We start from the raw sequence: 15,621 nt of genomic DNA, 5'->3' as shown, positions 1-15,621 counted from the left end.
GAAGTCACACAGACTACTGGGTAGGGATCTATCTAGGTTTTGATCTCATAAATCGCTGCGTTGTCCTGAATGGGTACGGGAAGCAATTCTTCGATCGTATGGCTATGTTCCCGGTGGCTCTCGCGGCAGCCCGCTTGCCTAAGTTGGCTTCCTCGTAGAGCCTTCGCACCAGGCGATTTGTGGGGCGACTTCGGCACGTTACCAGTGCACTGCGGATATCGAATGCAGCCGAGAAAGTTGCCGTAGCGACCAGAACGATCAACGAGCCCACCATCGTTGCATATGGGGCAAGAAGAGCACGCTCCTCCACGCAAGCGCCCATAGGCCCTCGAAGAACATGAGCGGCTTGTCGGGGGCGGCCGAGAACCAGGCGCTCGGGTTTTGCCGCCGTCCTCTCAGAACGGGAGCGGATCCGGAATGTTCTCCGGTCCATACAGCACCGTGGGAATTTCGGCGTTGACTGGCATCAGCGACGTACCGTCTCCGTAAGAAAAGTGTCTGAGCAGCAGATTGATAGCCTTCCACACCTGAAGTTCGGGGCTCTGATCGATGGTAATCGACATCAAGCCCTCTCGAAGAAAGGCGGCTGTGTTCCGAGTGAGTTCGTGGCCAACAAAAACGGGCCGGACCTCAAGTATATTCGCCCGGATGGCGTTTGCCACCGCGATGTTTGCCGCGCCCACGTTGTAGACAGCTACGGCATCGGCCTGTCTCTTGAAGGCAGCTCGCAACCCGAGTTCGGACTTGTCTCTGTTATCAAGCCCCTCAACCACCTCTGTGACGTTCCAAGAGTCTGTGTTGCCCTGCAGGAAATCCACGAAGCCCCTAACTCGGTCCGCGTGTGACTGGAATCCGAGGTGGTTGCAGAGGATTACGATCGGGCCTGGCCGCCGGCCCATTCGGGTAAGAAAGTATCCTGCCGAGCGCCCGGCCTTGTAGTGATCTGTGCCCGCGTATCCGATCCTGGCAGAGTTCGGGACGTCAGAAATCACAGTGACAACTGGGACATCTCGTGCGCTCAAACCATCGACCGCTTTATGAACCAGAGGATGATCGGGCATGTAGGAGACGACGGCGTCGCACGTGGTCTTGCTTAGAGCTTTCGCGATCGTCTCCGGACGTTCATCGTCGAGGATAGTGTGATGGATTACGATCGACCGATCGATTGAAGTGGCAAGGCGCCGAAATTCGAAACCCATCCGCGCGATGAGGGGAAGCTCCGGTCGAGCCAGTATGACATCGATCCTGATCAGTCGTCGGTGAGCTTGCGGCAGCAGTCGCCGGATCCCGAGTTCCTTGGCTGCCTCCAGGACACGTTTGCTAATATCTTCGCTAACGTTGCCGCGATCATTCAGGACGCGATCTACCGTTGCTGTTCCCACCCCTGCAAGTCTAGCCACTTGCGTAAGTGTCACTCTACTGCGCTTAGCATCAGCCATTTTATTTCATCCCGGCGGCAGACTTGCTTACGTGGAAAGCAGCGCCTTCTCCCCATGTCTTGGAGGATCACTACATGTAAGCTGATTGAAATCAATCAGCCTCATTGTGGAATGTTTATTCCGTTCTTGTACGAATGTTTCATCAAGCAGGTTTGCGTTGGGAGGACGCGCCTGGGTTACGGGTAACATCTCATGTTCGCGGGAGGCGAAATGTCTGTTCGGGTTGCTGTCATTGGCGCGGGCATTATGGGCGCTGACCACGCACGCATCGTTGCCCAGGATATCGGTGGAGCTGTTTTGCAGGTGGTTTGTGACGCGTCGCGTGACCGTGCTAAGTCGGTCGCTGACGAGTGTGGCGCACTGGACGTTTCCACTGATCCCCGCGATGTCATTCGTCGAGACGATGTTGACGCAATCCTCGTCGCCAGCCCTGACGAAACGCATGCTTCGCTGTGTCTGGCGTCGATCGACGCGGGGAAGCCCGTCCTTTGTGAGAAGCCTTTGTCGCAAAGCCCGGAAGAGTGTCGCAGCGTTGTCGATGCCGAGGTTTCGCGAGGCATCCGAACTGTCCAGCTCGGCTTCATGCGTCGGTTCGATCCTTCCTATCAGGCTATGTGCGCCGCCCTGAACGGTGGCAGGGTCGGCCGCCCGCTGATCATGCACAACTGTCACAGAAGCGTTCGCGTGCCTGCCAACTTCACCGGGCAGATGTCGATCACGAACGCGGCGCCGCATGAGTTCGACGTTATCAGGTCAATACTCGGCACGGACTACAAGGCGATCACGGTCTTCCAGCCCAGTTCGTCCGATGCGTCGACTACTGGAGCGTTCGTGTTCATGGTTCTGGAGACCACTTCTGGACAGCTCGCCAGTATCGAAGTCCACAACAACGCGTCCTACGGCTATGATATCCGCGGCGAACTCGTTGGCGACGAAGGATCGGTATCGCTCAGCGCTCCGGTTGATGCTCGTTATAACAGCGGGCTGTCATCCTTCGAGCGGTATCCGGAAGATTGGAGGCTACGGTTTTCGGAGGCCTATCGCCTACAGAACAAGGCATTCGTCGATTTCGTGCGGACCGGTCGGCCGTCTGCCATCGCTGCCAGCGCGTGGGATGGATATTACGCGACGGTCGTTGCTCAGGCGGCGCTGCGAGGCCTGTCGGAAAGAGTGCGTGTGGAGATCGAAACGCCATCAAAACCGACGCTTTACCAATAGCTTTCGTGCAAGAGAAAATTTCGAGGAGATACCACGTGACTGCCGATATCAGCTTCGCCCTCAACCACATCACCGCTCCCAGGCTGAGCAGCCGCGAGTTTATCGACCTTGCAGCCCGGCTTGGCTGCAAGGGCGTCGAACTGCGCAACGACCTCGCTGACAAGGAGTTGACCACGAGGGTGTTCTTCGATGGTGAAGCACCTGCGGCCATCGGTGCATATGCACGCGACCGCGGCCTGAAGCTCCTGGGTCTTTCGGAGGCGTATGGGTTCAATCGCTGGTCCGCGGCGATGAAGGAAAAGATCGCGCTGCTCATCGAACAGGCCAAGGCGTCCGGTGCTGAGACCATCAGTCTGATCCCGAGCAATGACGGGCGCCAGGAGCCAGACGAAAAGCGGCTGGCCGATCTTCGTCATGCCCTGTCCGAAGTTCTTCCGCTGTTGCGGTCGGCCGGATTGAAGGCTCTCGTCGAGCCGCTCGGTTTCACGACATCGTCGCTACGTCTAAAGCGCGAGGCGGTCGACACCATCGCGGCCGTTGGCGGCAACGATCACTTCCGGCTCGTCCACGACACGTTTCATCACTTTCTGGCAGGCGAAACCGAGTACTTCCCGGAGATGACCGGGATTGTGCACATTTCGGGCGTCGTCGATCCTACGGTAGCGCCCGATGCCATGCAGGACGGTCACCGTATCCTCGTCGACGACCGTGACCGCCTCGACAATATCGCGCAGATCCGCGCACTCGAGGCGCTCGGCTACAAAGGCGCCTATTCCTTCGAACCTTTCGCGCCATCCGTACACGCGGACCCGCATCTCGAAGACAGTGTTCGCAAGAGCTTCCAGTTTATCAGCGAAGCAGTAGCAAACGAGCTTGCATGACAATAGCGGCCGGAAGGACGGCCGCGAGACAAGGGCGTTGGACGCCCGACACTGAAGGCGGCGCCTCGGACAACTAACCGACGCGCCCATCATCGGGGAGGAGGAAATCCCATGGCAAACCAAACCCTTTCGGTAGGGCAGAAGATCACAGCAGAGAAACCGCAGGCTGCCCCTAGCGGCTCAACGTTGGGCAACCTGTTGCGCCGCCCTGAGGCGGGAGCGCTTCTAGGGCTGGTCGCCGTATTGCTGTTCTTCGTCATTTTCGGCAGCACCAAGTTCTTGGAGCCGTCCGGAGCCGCAAGCTGGCTGAACGTCGCCTGTAACCTCGGCATCATCGCGATTCCAGTTGGTCTGCTGATGATCGCAGGTGAACTAGACATCTCGATCGGCGCCATGATCCCAGCCGGGTCGATGACAGTCGCGATCCTTTCCGGCCACTACGGGCTTCCGATCTGGGTCGGCATAGTTGGCTCGCTGAGCGTCGGTCTCGTGGTGGGCCTTATCAACGGCTACATCGCGATCCGCACCGCCGTGCCATCCCTGATCATCACGCTCGGAACACTCTTCGCGATGCAGGGGATAGTGCTCGGCGTGTCCGTTCTGATTACTGGAACGACGAGCGTTCCGGTGAATGCCGATCCGATTGCCAAGTTTCTGTTCGGCCAATTCATCGGTGGCACCTTCCAGAACATCATCCTGTGGTGGCTCGGCCTGACTGCAGTTTACATCTTCTTCGTCCACTTCTCACGCTACGGGAACTGGATCTTCGCTATGGGCGGCGACCGGGTCAGTGCCCGCAACGCAGGTATCCCGACTGAGAAGCTGACGGTCTTTCTCTTCGTGCTGTCTTCGGTCAGCGCTTCGTTCGTCGGCATGTGCCAGGCGATCCTGTTCAATTCCGCTCAGGTTTCGGCCGGGATGACCTACATCTTCAACTCGATCATCGCGGTGGTCGTAGGCGGCGTGCTCCTGACTGGCGGGTTCGGGTCGATTGTTGGCATCTTCTTCGGAACGCTGACCTTTGCGATCGTGAACCAGGGCATCTACTTCACCGATTTCGACCGCAATTGGTCGAGCTTGATTATTGGCGTGATGCTGCTCGGCGCGGTGTTGATGAACAACACATTCCGCCGCATGGCCCTGACCCTCAAGAAGAAGTGAGCTTCACCATGACCACACCAGTTCTCGAACTTCGTGGAGTGAACAAGTCCTTCGGGCCGATCGATGTCCTCCACAACATCTCGCTCAAAGTCCACGCAGGCGAAGTCCTCTGTCTGCTCGGAGACAACGGCGCGGGCAAAAGTACTCTCATTAAGACGCTCGCGGGCGTTTACCGACCGAACACTGGCGAAATCCACATGGATGGATCTGCGGTTCAGTTCGCAAGCCCGCGCGAGGCGGCAGATCGCGGGATCCAGACCGTGCACCAGTTCGGTGGCACATTTCCGCTGATGAGCATCGGCCGATCGTTCTTCGTCGGTGCCGAGCCGACGAGACGCTGGGGGCCGTTCACCATCTACGACCGTCGTCGGGCGAACGACATTGCCGTCAAGGCGGTCCAGGAGTTCGGGATCACGCGCATCGATGATGGAGACCGACTCGTCGGTGGTCTCTCGGGCGGCGAAAGGCAGTCGCTCGCCATCGCACGTGCCGTGCATTTCGGCGCCCGTGTCCTTATACTCGACGAGCCCACGGCGGCGCTTGGCGTCAAGGAAGCCGCGCACGTGCTCCGCATCATTCTCGAGGCCCGCAAACGCGGCCTTGCCGTCATCTTCATCACCCATCAGGTCATTCACGCATTGACTGTGGGCGACCACTTCGCGGTGCTGATCCGCGGCGAGGTTGCTGCGGATTTCCGGCGCGGCGAACGGACGCGTGAGGAGATCACCGACCTTATGGCGGGTGGCGAGCAGATGGCGGAACTCGAAGCGGAAATCGAGGCGCACCAGAGAGACATCGCCTCGGCCGCCGTCGCCTAGAACATCCCCAGTGCAAAGTTCGCAGATCTGACGAGGTCGGGTTTAAGGCCGACCTCGTTACGCTGGGGCTCGCCCTGATGAGGGCGGGATCCTACTCGGGTGACATTCTTCAAAAGCTGATTGTTTTGCATCAGCGACAATCTTGAACGGCCCCGGTGCTCGATGAATGTTTGCTTCACGAACAACCGGACGGATTTCGGGCAGGGAGGAGAGCCAGCCACAGCCGATCGGCGAAACATCAGGAATTGCTCCGGAAATTGCAGTGCGATGCTTTTCCGGGACCCGGACTGGCCAAGGGCAATTTAAGTCAGTCGAAGTATATCATCACCGAACCTGGAGGAGGAACTGATGATCAATTTCCAACGCATTCTCAAGGGCACCGTGGTTGCCGCCGTTCTTCTCGGAACAGCAGTTTCTGCAAGTGCTGCCAACATCGCCATCGTCGGCGGCAAGGCCGACGATCCGTTCTTCGCGATCGTCAAGCGTGGCATTGATGACGCTGCCAAGCTCGTGCAGGCTCGCGGCGGCACCGTGAACTACCTCGCGCTGCAGACCTATGACAACATCGGCCCTGATGCCGCTCAGCTTATTCGCACGGCTGTCAGCCAGGGCGTCGACGGCATCGCCGCGCCGAACTGGGTGCCGGACGCTCAGGATGAAGCCTACAAGGCAGCCAAGGCCGCCGGAATCCCGATCCTGCTCTACAATTCCGGCGGCACTGATAAGTCCAAGGAACTCGGCAGCATCAACTACATCGGCACCGAAGACTTGGTCGCGGGCCAGGCGGCCGGAAAGTATCTCGCGGAGCATAAGGCGAAGAACGTTCTCTGTGTGAACACGGTACCGGGTGCGGCGAACCTTGAAGCACGATGCAAGGGAATCATCGACGAGGTCACCAAGGCAGGTTCGAAGGCCACACAGCTTCCGTTGCCCGCCACGAGCTTCGGCGACAAGACCGCCGTTTCGGAAGCGATCAAGGCTACGCTCATGAAGGATGACGCGATCGATGCCGTGGTAACCATGGGCAACCAGGACGCCGACAGCGCGGCGATCGCGATTCAGCAGGCGAATGCGGTCGAGCGCGTGAAGCTAGGGTCTTTCAATACCGACAAGGCGATGCTTGACCGCATCAAGACCGGAACGCAGATGTTCGCGGTCGATCAGCAGGGCTATCTGCAGGGTTACCTGTCAGTTTTCATGCTCGCCTCATATGTCGATTACGCGATGGAGTCACCGACGGTTCCGATCCTCACCGGTCCTGCTATCGTCGACTCTTCGAACGTCGAAGCGACCCTGAAGGGCGTCGAAGCAGGCGTACGCTAATACACTCGAAAGTTCGAAAGCTGCTCTGCTTCCTGCGGGGCAGCTTTTCTATTTCAGCTATATCGCAAAGGAGGACGACGATGGGTGGCTATAGCAATCCGGCGACACAGAGGCCGTTGAGGCTTGGAATGGTGGGCGGGGGCAGAGGTTCCCTGATCGGCGGACCGCATCGCTTGGCAGCGAGGCTCGACGGAAACTACACGCTCTCCGCGGGAGCCTTTTCGTCCAACCCGGAGATATCGAAAGCCTCGGGTGCCGATCTCGGCATCGACCCGGCGCGCTGCTACGGCGACTTCTCCGAGATGGCGAGGGCAGAAGCTGCCCGTGAGGATGGCATCGAAGTCGTCTCGATCGTCACGCCCAATCACTTGCACGCGCCCGCCGCCAAGGCGTTCCTCGCAGCCGGGATCCACGTGATCTGCGACAAGCCGCTGACGGCTTCGCTCGAGGAGGCCATCGCTCTGAAGCAAGCGGTCGACGCATCGGGCAAGATGTTCTTCCTGACGCACAACTATTCCGCCTACGCGATGGTCAGGCAGGCCAGGCAAATGGTCGCCACAGGCGAGCTCGGCGAGATAAGATCGGTACAGGTCGAATACCCATCAGGCTGGATGGCCGAAGCGGTCGAGAAAACTTCCAACAAGCAGGCCTCGTGGCGTACGGACCCGTCTCAAGCAGGCGCGGGCGTCATTGCCGACATCGGCACCCACGCCTGGCATCTCGCGCGAACTGTCTCAGGGTTGGAGCTGGACGAGCTCTCTGCTGATCTTGCGTCGCTTGTTGAAGGCCGTCGGGTCGATGATCATGCGCAAGTTCTTCTTCGGTTCGCCGGCGGTGCGCGCGGGATTCTGTGGGTTAGCGGGATCGCGCTCGGTCCTGAAAACGGCCTGAGAATTCGGATCTTTGGCTCCCTTGGCGGCCTCGAGTGGTCGCAGATGGATCCCGATGCGCTCCTTCACTCGCCGCTTGGAAAGCCTCGACAAATCATTCAGAGGGCCGCGGCGGGAACGTCGCCGTACGCCCAGCGTCTGAGCCGGATTCCCGCGGGGCATCCGGAAGGTTATTTCGAGGCCTTTGGCAATGTCTATCGAGATGCCGCAGCGGCGATCCGTGGCGGATGCACGTCCGGCCTCGCGGATCCGGTCTTCGCAACGGTCGATGACGGCGTCGATGGGATGCAGTTCATCGAGGCCTGTCTGGCGTCGTCGGCATCAAACGCAGCGTGGATCAACTTCAACTCCAAGCGCTGAGACCACTCCAGGACGACAGGACAAAAAGAAGGCCGCGGTTATCGCGGCCTTCTTTGCATGTCGAAGCCAATCGGGGCCGATCAGTTCTGCTCGGCGGCGCCCCGGTTCATCTTCTCGACCTTCTTCTTGTATCGCTCCTGCATCATGCGGTCGCCATCCTTGGTGCCGTCGTGCCAGGTGCCGATCCACTTGTCGATCGGCAGCATGCCGTCGGCATAGTTCACCTCGAAATACTTGTGGTGGAGGTAGTGGGCATAGGCATGCGTATCCACGGCACCTTCCTGTCCGGCCTCCACCTTGTCGAAGCCGACGTGCCCGATCACGGCGCCTGTTCCGGTGATCTGCAGGTGGTAGAGAACGAGTAACGGATGCGACGGGATCACCAGATGGATCAGGACATCGGACCAGTAGAGCAGATGCTCGACAGGATGCATCGACAGCGCAGACCACGGGCTCGGGTTGACCGAGTTGTGATGCACCGAGTGAACCCATTTATAGAGGATCGGCACGTGGATCAGGCGGTGAATGCAGAAGAAGTGGACCTCGTGTATCAGCGGCAGCACCAGGGCGAAGGTGGCCAGCCAGATTGGGTGGTCGCCGAGGACCACCCAAGGCCCGTATCCGTTCGCCCAGCACCAGAGCATGAGGACCTCATAGGCGGTCCAGATCGGCAGGCCTGTTCCGAATGTGCGCAGCGCGTTATCGACAGACTGGCTCTTGAACCAGAACACGCTCGACGGCTGTTCGGATGGAAACTTGCCATTGAACTTGAAACGGTTGCCCTGCGCGCGCCTGATGTAGAGGTGCAGCTCAAGCGCGCCGTATAGCGCCAGGATAAGCGCGGAATTACGGAGGAGGAGCAGGAGCGGCCAGTCCCAGCTCAAGGTCTGCAAGGTCTCCCGGCTTGGCGTGAGAAAGAACCAGAACAGGGCGCCCACGGCCATAAACGTGACATTCCATGGGAAGAAGTAGGCGGGCAACCATTTAAGGACGCGAATCGGGCTCCACGGGAAGTCGAGGAGCGGACCCACCTTCAATGGGTCCTTCGGACGCCAATCGCCGCGCTTGTCGCGCGTACCGTATTCAAGATCATTCATTTCTCTCTCCCTAGGCTATAGCGAATTCTTCGGTTGCGCAGCACATGCGGTAGGCGTTCAAGCATCGGTCGCCATAGCTGCCAGTCTCACGGCAATCTCCTCGACGAGCCGTGACCCTTCTGAAAGGTTTGCGTTGCGGGGATCGGCACCGATCACGCCCCAGAGCGGGCTGGCGGGATCATGACGGTCGCGCCTGTCGTCTCCCGACTCGATATCCGGCAGAGCGCTAAGATCGATCGTGTCCGGATGCAGACCCGCGAGGAGCGTCGTCTCGAACTTCCCAGCGTGATCCGGCGGAAAGCCAACGACATCGAAACGGTTGACTGCTGTCGCCACGACGGAAATCCCGAGGTGCCCACTCGCTTCGGCCGCTAGCCGATCGATCATTTCCAACTGCCCATCGGCGAAGTGGCCGGAGAACAGCACCGCGCGGCGAACGCCAAGTGTGGCGAGCCTGCTGAAGGTCTTGCGCAGTAGCACTTCGAGTTCTTCGGAGCCTTCCATCATTACGGTCCAGGGATACTCCCCGTGATCGCCACCAGTGCCGTAGTAGAGGGTGGGCCAAACGAGCCCTCCGGTCTTTTCCGCTGCCTTGCTGCAGATGCCGTATGCCGTCAGCGCGTCGAGCCCGACAGGAAGATGTTCGCAATGCCATTCGATGGTGCCGAGAGGCAGGTAGACGAGAGACCGTGCCTCGAATGCCGCCCGGATTTGCGATGGCCGAAGCAGTTCGATCGCTTGGGTCATCGGTAGTAATTCCTGACCCAGGTGTGAGAGCGCAGCCGCTCGATCAGCTCTTCAGGAAGCCTGCTGCCATCAGAACAGTCGATGTTCATGTCGACATGACGGATCGAACTCATGCCGGGAATAATGACGCTGACGGCATCGTGCGACAGTACGTAACGCATCGCGACTTCTGCCAGTGCACCATGACCGTCGCCAATCTCGGCCTTCAGCGCTTCGAGGCGCCTCAGGGTCTCCGCAAAGCGGTCGCCTTTGAACATGTCGTGCTGCTGCGAGCCCGGCTTCCACCCAGCATAGGTGTCGGCGGTCCATTTCCCGCTGAGCGAGCCGCTGTCGAGCGGCACGCGAGCAATGATTGCCGTCCCGGTTTCCTTGGCGGCCGGAAGCAGTCGCTCGCGGGCGGGCTGCTCGAACATGTTGAAGATGACCTGCTGTGATGCCACTAGGCCAAGCTTCGCGGCATCAACGCCTTCGTCGGGTTCGTTATCGCGCAATGAGATGCCGATCTGATCGATCTTGCCCTGCACCCGGAGATCGTTGAGCGTTTCCAGCCAGTCGAGTTCCACGTGGCCTGCGGGACCCCAGGAGTGTAGCTGATAGAGATCGATGCGCTCGACACCTAGGCGCGTCAGCGAGTTCTCGACGTTCTCGCGAAGGTGCCACGATGGGAAACGCCCTCGAACCGGAGGATTGCGATTCTTGGGATCCGGCCAGACTGTCGGCTGAACCTTGGTGGCGACGTATATCTTTCCGCCCTTCCATTCGCGAAGCGCGCGCCCGACAACTTCCTCCGAATGCCCGTTGCCATAAAGCTGTGCAGTGTCGACGAAGTTGATGCCGCGCTCGAACGCATGAAGAAGCGTCTTCACCGAAGCGTCGTCGTCCATGTCGCCCCAGGCGCCGCCGAGCTGCCAGCCGCCAAAGCCGATTTCCGAAACTTTCCAGCCAGTTCGGCCGAATTCACGATACTGCACCTGTGTCCTCCCACGGCAACAACCAAGTCATATTCTGGACGCAGGAGGATCGATCTGAAGACGAGATCAGGATGCATCGATCTCCTATTTCCGGCAGCATCTGAACTACCACGTATCACCCGGCGGGACGGGTGCAGGACTGATTGATTTCAATCACTGCCCTGCCGTCGGCAATAAAAAGCCCCCGGCTCAGGGACCGGGGGCGGGGCACGCTGCTTGGGAGGCAGTTATCTATTGTTGGTGTTGTGCCCTCAGACACTGACCCGTCGGCCGCTGCGCACGCTCTCGACGGCAGCGTCTGCCAGTGCAAGGGCCGCAAGCCCGTCGTGGCCGGACGGAGAGATCTTGGCGCCCTTCTCGATGGCGTCGATGAAGCTCGCGATCTCGTTAGCATAGGCCTCGGTGTAGCGGGTCATGAAGAAGTCATGCAGGGGCGGGCGAGTATAGCCGTCGCCGTTGGCGACTTCGATCGAAACCGGGCGCTGGTTCTCGGCCGACACCATTCCCTTCGATCCATGAACTTCGATGCGCTGGTCGTATCCGTAGGTCGCGCGGCGGGAGTTCGAGATCATTGCCTGCTTGCCGGATTTGGTCTGCAGCAAAACCGAAACGCTGTCGAAGTCGCCAGCTTCGCCGATCGCGCTGTCGACCAGGACGGCGGCGGTCGCCAGCACAGAAACCGGATCTTCGCCGAGCAGGAAGCGGGCCATGTCGAAATCATGGATCGTCATGTCGCGGAAGATGCCGCCGGAGCGCTTGATGTAGTCGATGGGCGGTGCGCCGGGATCGCGTGACGTGATTGTCACCATTTCGACGTCGCCGATCTTGCCCTCGTCGATTACCTTGCGAACTGCGACGAAGTGCGGGTCGAAGCGGCGGTTGAAGCCAACCATCAGCTTTGCCTTGGTCTCGTTCACTACCTTGATACAGGCCTCGACGCGGTCGACGTCGAGATCGACGGGCTTCTCGCAAAAGATCGCCTTTCCGGCGCGGGCGAAACGTTCGATCAGATCCGCATGGGTATCGGTCGGCGTGCAGATGACGACGGCGTCGATGTCCTTGGCGGTTTCAATTGCTTCGATCGTGCGGACCTCGCAGCCATATGCGGTGGCAATGGCATCCGCTGCCTGCGGAAACGCGTCGGCAACGGCGACCAGCCTTGCGTTCGGATTGCTGGTGACGGCCCTAGCGTGCACCTTGCCGATGCGGCCGGCGCCGAGAAGACCAAATCTTACAGTCATGAAACCCTCCCTGGGTACTAGAGACGAAAATATGTGCCGCGGCGTGGTTATCGCGGCAGGATAGATTTGAGTTTGAAGCTGGGATCCGAGAGGTGGTCTGGATCCGGCTCCGCGCGGGCGGCAATGAGCATTTCCGAGAGTTTCATGTCTCTTGCGATACTGTTCCCAACTCCGATACCGCTGGCGGCAAGTAGGCGACCATCGGCGCCAAGGTGAAAGATGATCCGGGAACCGTCTTCATAGTTCCGCACGACGCTGCGCTCGGAGCCGTCTGCAAGTCCTGCGACCTGAAGCGTCAGATCGTACTGATCGGACCACATCCAAGGAACCGAGGCCAAGGTATCCGGTTTGCCGAGAAGCATCTTCGCGGCATGGATCCCCTGGTCCTGCGTGTTTCGCCAGCTTTCCAATCGTACACGACGTCCGTCGTAGATTGCCGAAGGAAACGAGCAGCAGTCGCCCGCTGCGTAAATATTGGCGGCCGAGGTCTCCAGGAGTTCGTTCACCGCGATGCCATTGTCGATCACCAGACCAGCGGCCTCGGCAAGCTGCGTGTTGGGAACGACGCCTATGCCGACCACCAGAGAGTCCGCAGTCAGCGTTCTGCCATCCGCCAGCTCGACTTCGACGGCGTCGTCGGTCTCGCGAACGGCCTCAATCTGAATCCCGCATTCAAATCGGACACCTTCCTGGCGATGTCGTTCCACCAACGTGTCGGCAATGGTTTGGGGCACTCCTCTGGTCAATACCCTGGACTGCGTCTCGAGGATGACCACTTCGGTTCCTGCGGCCCGCGCCATGGCTCCCACTTCGAGGCCAATGAAGCCGCCGCCGACAATGATTGTCCTGCGGGTCGGGCCTAGAAGGCACTTGATGCCAAGCGCGTGCTCGAATGTCCTCATTGGAAGGATGCGCTTGCTCGCCGGAGATATGCCTCGAAGCATCCTCGGCGTCGCGCCCGTCGTCAGAAGAAGCTTGTCATACTTGATCGGGTCGCCTTCAGCGAAATGTACTAGCTGGAGATCGGGATCGATGCGGGTCACCGTGCATGAAGTCCGAAGGTCAATCCGCTCGGAAGCGTATTTGTCCCGGGGCGCTACGACGACGGGCGCGCTTGCACCCTGAGACTTGGAAAGTGGCGGCCGCTCGTAGGGCGGGTGCGCTTCCGAGCCAATGAGAGTTATCGGCTCCTCGTATCCATATTCGCGCAGCACGAACGCGGCACGCGCGCCACACTCGCCAGCGCCAATGATCACAATCCCGGCGTTCATCGTCAGGCGACCTTGATGAAGACGGCCTCGCCTTCGACCTTCACTGGATAGGTTTTCAGATTAATGCAGACCGGAGCTCCAACGGCTTCGCCCGTCTTGTAGTCGAAGCGCCCGTTGTGCTTGGGACACTCGATGGTGTCGTCCATGACGAGACCATCGGCGAGATGGATCTTCTCGTGGGTGCAGAGGCCGTCCGTCGCGTGGAAAGTGTCTTCCGGACTCCTGTAGATCGCATATGTCTTTCCACCGTAGTCAAACCGGATCACGTCCTCCTCATCGATTGCATCCTTGGCGCAAACTTCAATCCAGCTATCTGCCATGTTTTCCTCCCGGCACGTTCGCTTAATTCCATACCGGAAAGGAGGACGGCATCACTCACCCAACCTGATGGTTTTGCATCAACGATGGCGCCACTGGTCACGCATTCACCCGGACCTCGTTCTCGCACGCCACCAAGGGACTGGACGCTCTCCAGATTTCAGGCGACCACTGACTGATTGCTTTCAATCAGCCAGCGGGTAGATCGATTGCATGCCACTGGGGATAGTTTCGACGTTCGCCACAGGTCGCGACGACCATCGAAGCCAGAGATCGAAACATGCTCGGGGATAGCCAATTGCTGCCGCCACGCAGTGTAGAGCAACTGAAAAACCTGGTCGTCACCAGACAAGCCGGGTTCTCGACAACATTGAAGACAGTTCTGGAGCTCGGTTTTACTCAGCCCGAGTTGATCGCCTTTGGAACCAAGGCCTCCTTAGGCAGCCACTGCCGCCTCTCACAGTCCGCGATTTCCAGGGCGTTGACGAGCCTTGGCTTTCGATCCTTCAGGGAGTTTCGCGAGATGTTCCGTGTGTATATGCTGGAAAGATCACGCCAATCTAAGGGCGAAAACGCGGGGATTAGACAAATCGGAGTCCATTGATCACTGAGAGCCTAGAGCATCAGCGCGAGCTGTGTCGTGCTCCCATCCGTCTGGCGTTCTAGCGAGGACAGCGTCACGCCAAGCAGGCGAACGCCCTTCCGGGTCGGAAACACCGCTTCCAAAAGGTTAGAGATCGTTTCCTCGATCGCCTCAGGCGACCGGAATCCTTGGGCCGTACTTTTCGCACGCGTGATCTGCGTGAAGTCGGCATACTTCACCTTGAGGGTGACGGTCTTGCCTCTGATGTTGTTCGCTTCGCAATAGCGCCAGACCTTGGCAATCAAAGGATTGAGTCCTTCCAGCGCGGGCGCGTAGTCGTAAAGGTCCTGCGCGAACGTGTCTTCCGCTCCGATCGACTTTCGCACCCTGTTCGGTTTGACCTGGCGGTCCTCTATCCCGCGGGCGATGCCGTAGAAGTAAGGCCCCGACTTTCCGAAGTGCTGGACCAGGAACTCAATGTCCTTCTCCCGGAGATCGGCTCCCGTTTCGATGCCGAGACGGTGCATCTTCTCGGCGGTCGCCGGTCCGACCCCGTGGAACTTCTTCACTGGGAGTTGAGCCACAAATGCCGCGCCGTTCTTCGGCGTGATGACCGCCTGTCCGTTGGGCTTGTTGAGATCGCTCGCCGTCTTGGCGAGGAACTTGTTGTATGAGATTCCGGCGGATGCATTGAGCCCGGTCACGGCCTTGATCTTGGCGCGGATTTCCAAAGCAATCTCGGTTGCGATCTCCATTCCCTTGAGGTTTTCCGTGACGTCGAGATAAGCCTCGTCGAGCGACAGCGGCTCGATCATGGGAGTGTATTCAGCGAAGATTTCCCTGATCTGCGCAGACACGGCCCTGTAGACGTCGAAGCGCGGCGTGACGAAGATGAGATCAGGGCATTTCCGCTTTGCCGTCACCGATGGCATTGCCGAATGGACACCAAACGTGCGTGCCTCATAGCTTGCTGCCGCAACAACCCCACGCGCCGCCGAACCGCCAACGGCGACTGGCTTGCCACGAAGCTCGGGATTGTCGCGCTGCTCGACTGAGGCGTAGAAGGCGTCCATGTCGATATGGATGATCTTGCGTATCCGCGCCGATGAAGCGATTTCGGCAGGATCACTCATTGCCGACATCCATATCCAGGAAACGCGCCTGGCAACGGTCGATACTGTCTGCGCAATTCATCCTGGAGCAGCCGACAGTCAGTCGTCGCCGGAGCTGCCGGAGAGGCAGGCTCGCTCCAAACTGTCTCACCACCACCTTCCGATCGAGATCGGTCCGGCGATCGCAGATG

15 protein-coding genes are annotated in these 15,621 nt (G+C 59.3%); 6 read left to right on the top strand and 9 right to left on the bottom strand.

Annotated features, from left to right (window positions below; genetic code table 11):
- Positions 1-32 precede the first annotated feature (32 nt).
- Both FZ934_RS28650 and FZ934_RS08325 read right to left on the bottom strand, forming a co-directional pair.
- Positions 33-314: a topoisomerase DNA-binding C4 zinc finger domain-containing protein gene (locus FZ934_RS28650; RefSeq protein WP_153270688.1), complete on the bottom strand. Its 282-nt coding sequence runs from the start codon at positions 312-314 to the stop codon at positions 33-35.
- An 81-nt stretch (positions 315-395) separates the two neighbouring features.
- Positions 396-1,439 (bottom strand): LacI family DNA-binding transcriptional regulator, encoded by a 1,044-nt coding sequence (locus FZ934_RS08325; RefSeq protein ID WP_153270687.1) that lies wholly within the window; start codon positions 1,437-1,439, stop codon positions 396-398.
- 210 nt (positions 1,440-1,649) lie between these two features.
- Between FZ934_RS08325 and FZ934_RS08320 the strand changes: the two genes are divergently transcribed.
- The 6 genes from FZ934_RS08320 (at position 1,650) to FZ934_RS08295 (ending at position 8,090) form a co-directional block, all read left to right on the top strand.
- Positions 1,650-2,657: a Gfo/Idh/MocA family oxidoreductase gene (locus FZ934_RS08320; RefSeq protein WP_153270686.1), complete on the top strand. Its 1,008-nt coding sequence runs from the start codon at positions 1,650-1,652 to the stop codon at positions 2,655-2,657.
- Positions 2,658-2,692: 35 nt separating this feature from the next.
- Positions 2,693-3,538 (top strand): TIM barrel protein, encoded by an 846-nt coding sequence (locus FZ934_RS08315; RefSeq protein ID WP_203437223.1) that lies wholly within the window; start codon positions 2,693-2,695, stop codon positions 3,536-3,538.
- A 186-nt stretch (positions 3,539-3,724) separates the two neighbouring features.
- A complete protein-coding gene (locus FZ934_RS08310; protein WP_246737881.1) occupies positions 3,725-4,699 on the top strand; it encodes an ABC transporter permease in 975 nt (324 codons plus the stop codon).
- Between the two features lie 8 nt (positions 4,700-4,707).
- Positions 4,708-5,517 (top strand): ATP-binding cassette domain-containing protein, encoded by an 810-nt coding sequence (locus FZ934_RS08305; protein WP_153270684.1) that lies wholly within the window; start codon positions 4,708-4,710, stop codon positions 5,515-5,517.
- Between the two features lie 348 nt (positions 5,518-5,865).
- Positions 5,866-6,840, top strand: a complete 975-nt coding sequence (locus tag FZ934_RS08300; RefSeq protein WP_153270683.1) for a substrate-binding domain-containing protein — start codon at positions 5,866-5,868, stop codon at positions 6,838-6,840.
- Between the two features lie 80 nt (positions 6,841-6,920).
- Positions 6,921-8,090 carry a Gfo/Idh/MocA family protein gene (locus tag FZ934_RS08295; RefSeq protein ID WP_153270682.1) on the top strand — a complete coding sequence of 390 codons (1,170 nt, stop codon included), beginning with the start codon at positions 6,921-6,923 and terminating at the stop codon, positions 8,088-8,090.
- Between the two features lie 80 nt (positions 8,091-8,170).
- On the opposite strand, the gene FZ934_RS08290 is transcribed toward FZ934_RS08295, so the two are convergent.
- The 7 genes from FZ934_RS08290 to dinB all read right to left on the bottom strand — a co-directional run bounded on the left by FZ934_RS08290 (position 8,171) and on the right by dinB (position 15,460).
- Positions 8,171-9,187 carry a sterol desaturase family protein gene (locus FZ934_RS08290; protein ID WP_153270681.1) on the bottom strand — a complete coding sequence of 339 codons (1,017 nt, stop codon included), beginning with the start codon at positions 9,185-9,187 and terminating at the stop codon, positions 8,171-8,173.
- Between the two features lie 57 nt (positions 9,188-9,244).
- Positions 9,245-9,934: a creatininase family protein gene (locus FZ934_RS08285; RefSeq protein ID WP_153270680.1), complete on the bottom strand. Its 690-nt coding sequence runs from the start codon at positions 9,932-9,934 to the stop codon at positions 9,245-9,247.
- On the bottom strand, positions 9,931-10,905 hold the full coding sequence (locus tag FZ934_RS08280) for an aldo/keto reductase (protein ID WP_153270679.1): 975 nt from the start codon (positions 10,903-10,905) through the stop codon (positions 9,931-9,933). Before FZ934_RS08280 ends, FZ934_RS08285 begins: the two co-directional genes overlap by 4 nt.
- 251 nt (positions 10,906-11,156) lie before the next feature.
- Entirely contained in the window at positions 11,157-12,146 is a 990-nt protein-coding gene (iolG, locus tag FZ934_RS08275) for an inositol 2-dehydrogenase (RefSeq protein ID WP_153270678.1), read from the bottom strand.
- Between the two features lie 47 nt (positions 12,147-12,193).
- Positions 12,194-13,417, bottom strand: coding sequence for an NAD(P)/FAD-dependent oxidoreductase (locus FZ934_RS08270; protein ID WP_153270677.1), 1,224 nt, complete (start codon positions 13,415-13,417; stop codon positions 12,194-12,196).
- Positions 13,418-13,419: 2 nt separating this feature from the next.
- The gene (locus FZ934_RS08265) at positions 13,420-13,737 is read right to left on the bottom strand and encodes a MocE family 2Fe-2S type ferredoxin (protein WP_153270676.1); all 318 of its coding nucleotides are present in this window, start codon (positions 13,735-13,737) and stop codon (positions 13,420-13,422) included.
- 613 nt (positions 13,738-14,350) lie between these two features.
- Complete coding sequence (gene dinB, locus FZ934_RS08260) at positions 14,351-15,460, bottom strand: DNA polymerase IV (protein ID WP_432443606.1); 1,110 nt, start codon at positions 15,458-15,460, stop codon at positions 14,351-14,353.
- Between the last annotated feature and the right edge of the window lie 161 nt (positions 15,461-15,621).

Source organism: Rhizobium grahamii (assembly GCF_009498215.1).
In the GTDB taxonomy this organism is placed as follows: Bacteria; Pseudomonadota; Alphaproteobacteria; order Rhizobiales; family Rhizobiaceae; genus Rhizobium; species Rhizobium grahamii_A.
The sequence above is the reverse complement of the archived record's forward strand: the minus strand, read 5'-3'. Positions and strand labels throughout refer to the sequence as shown.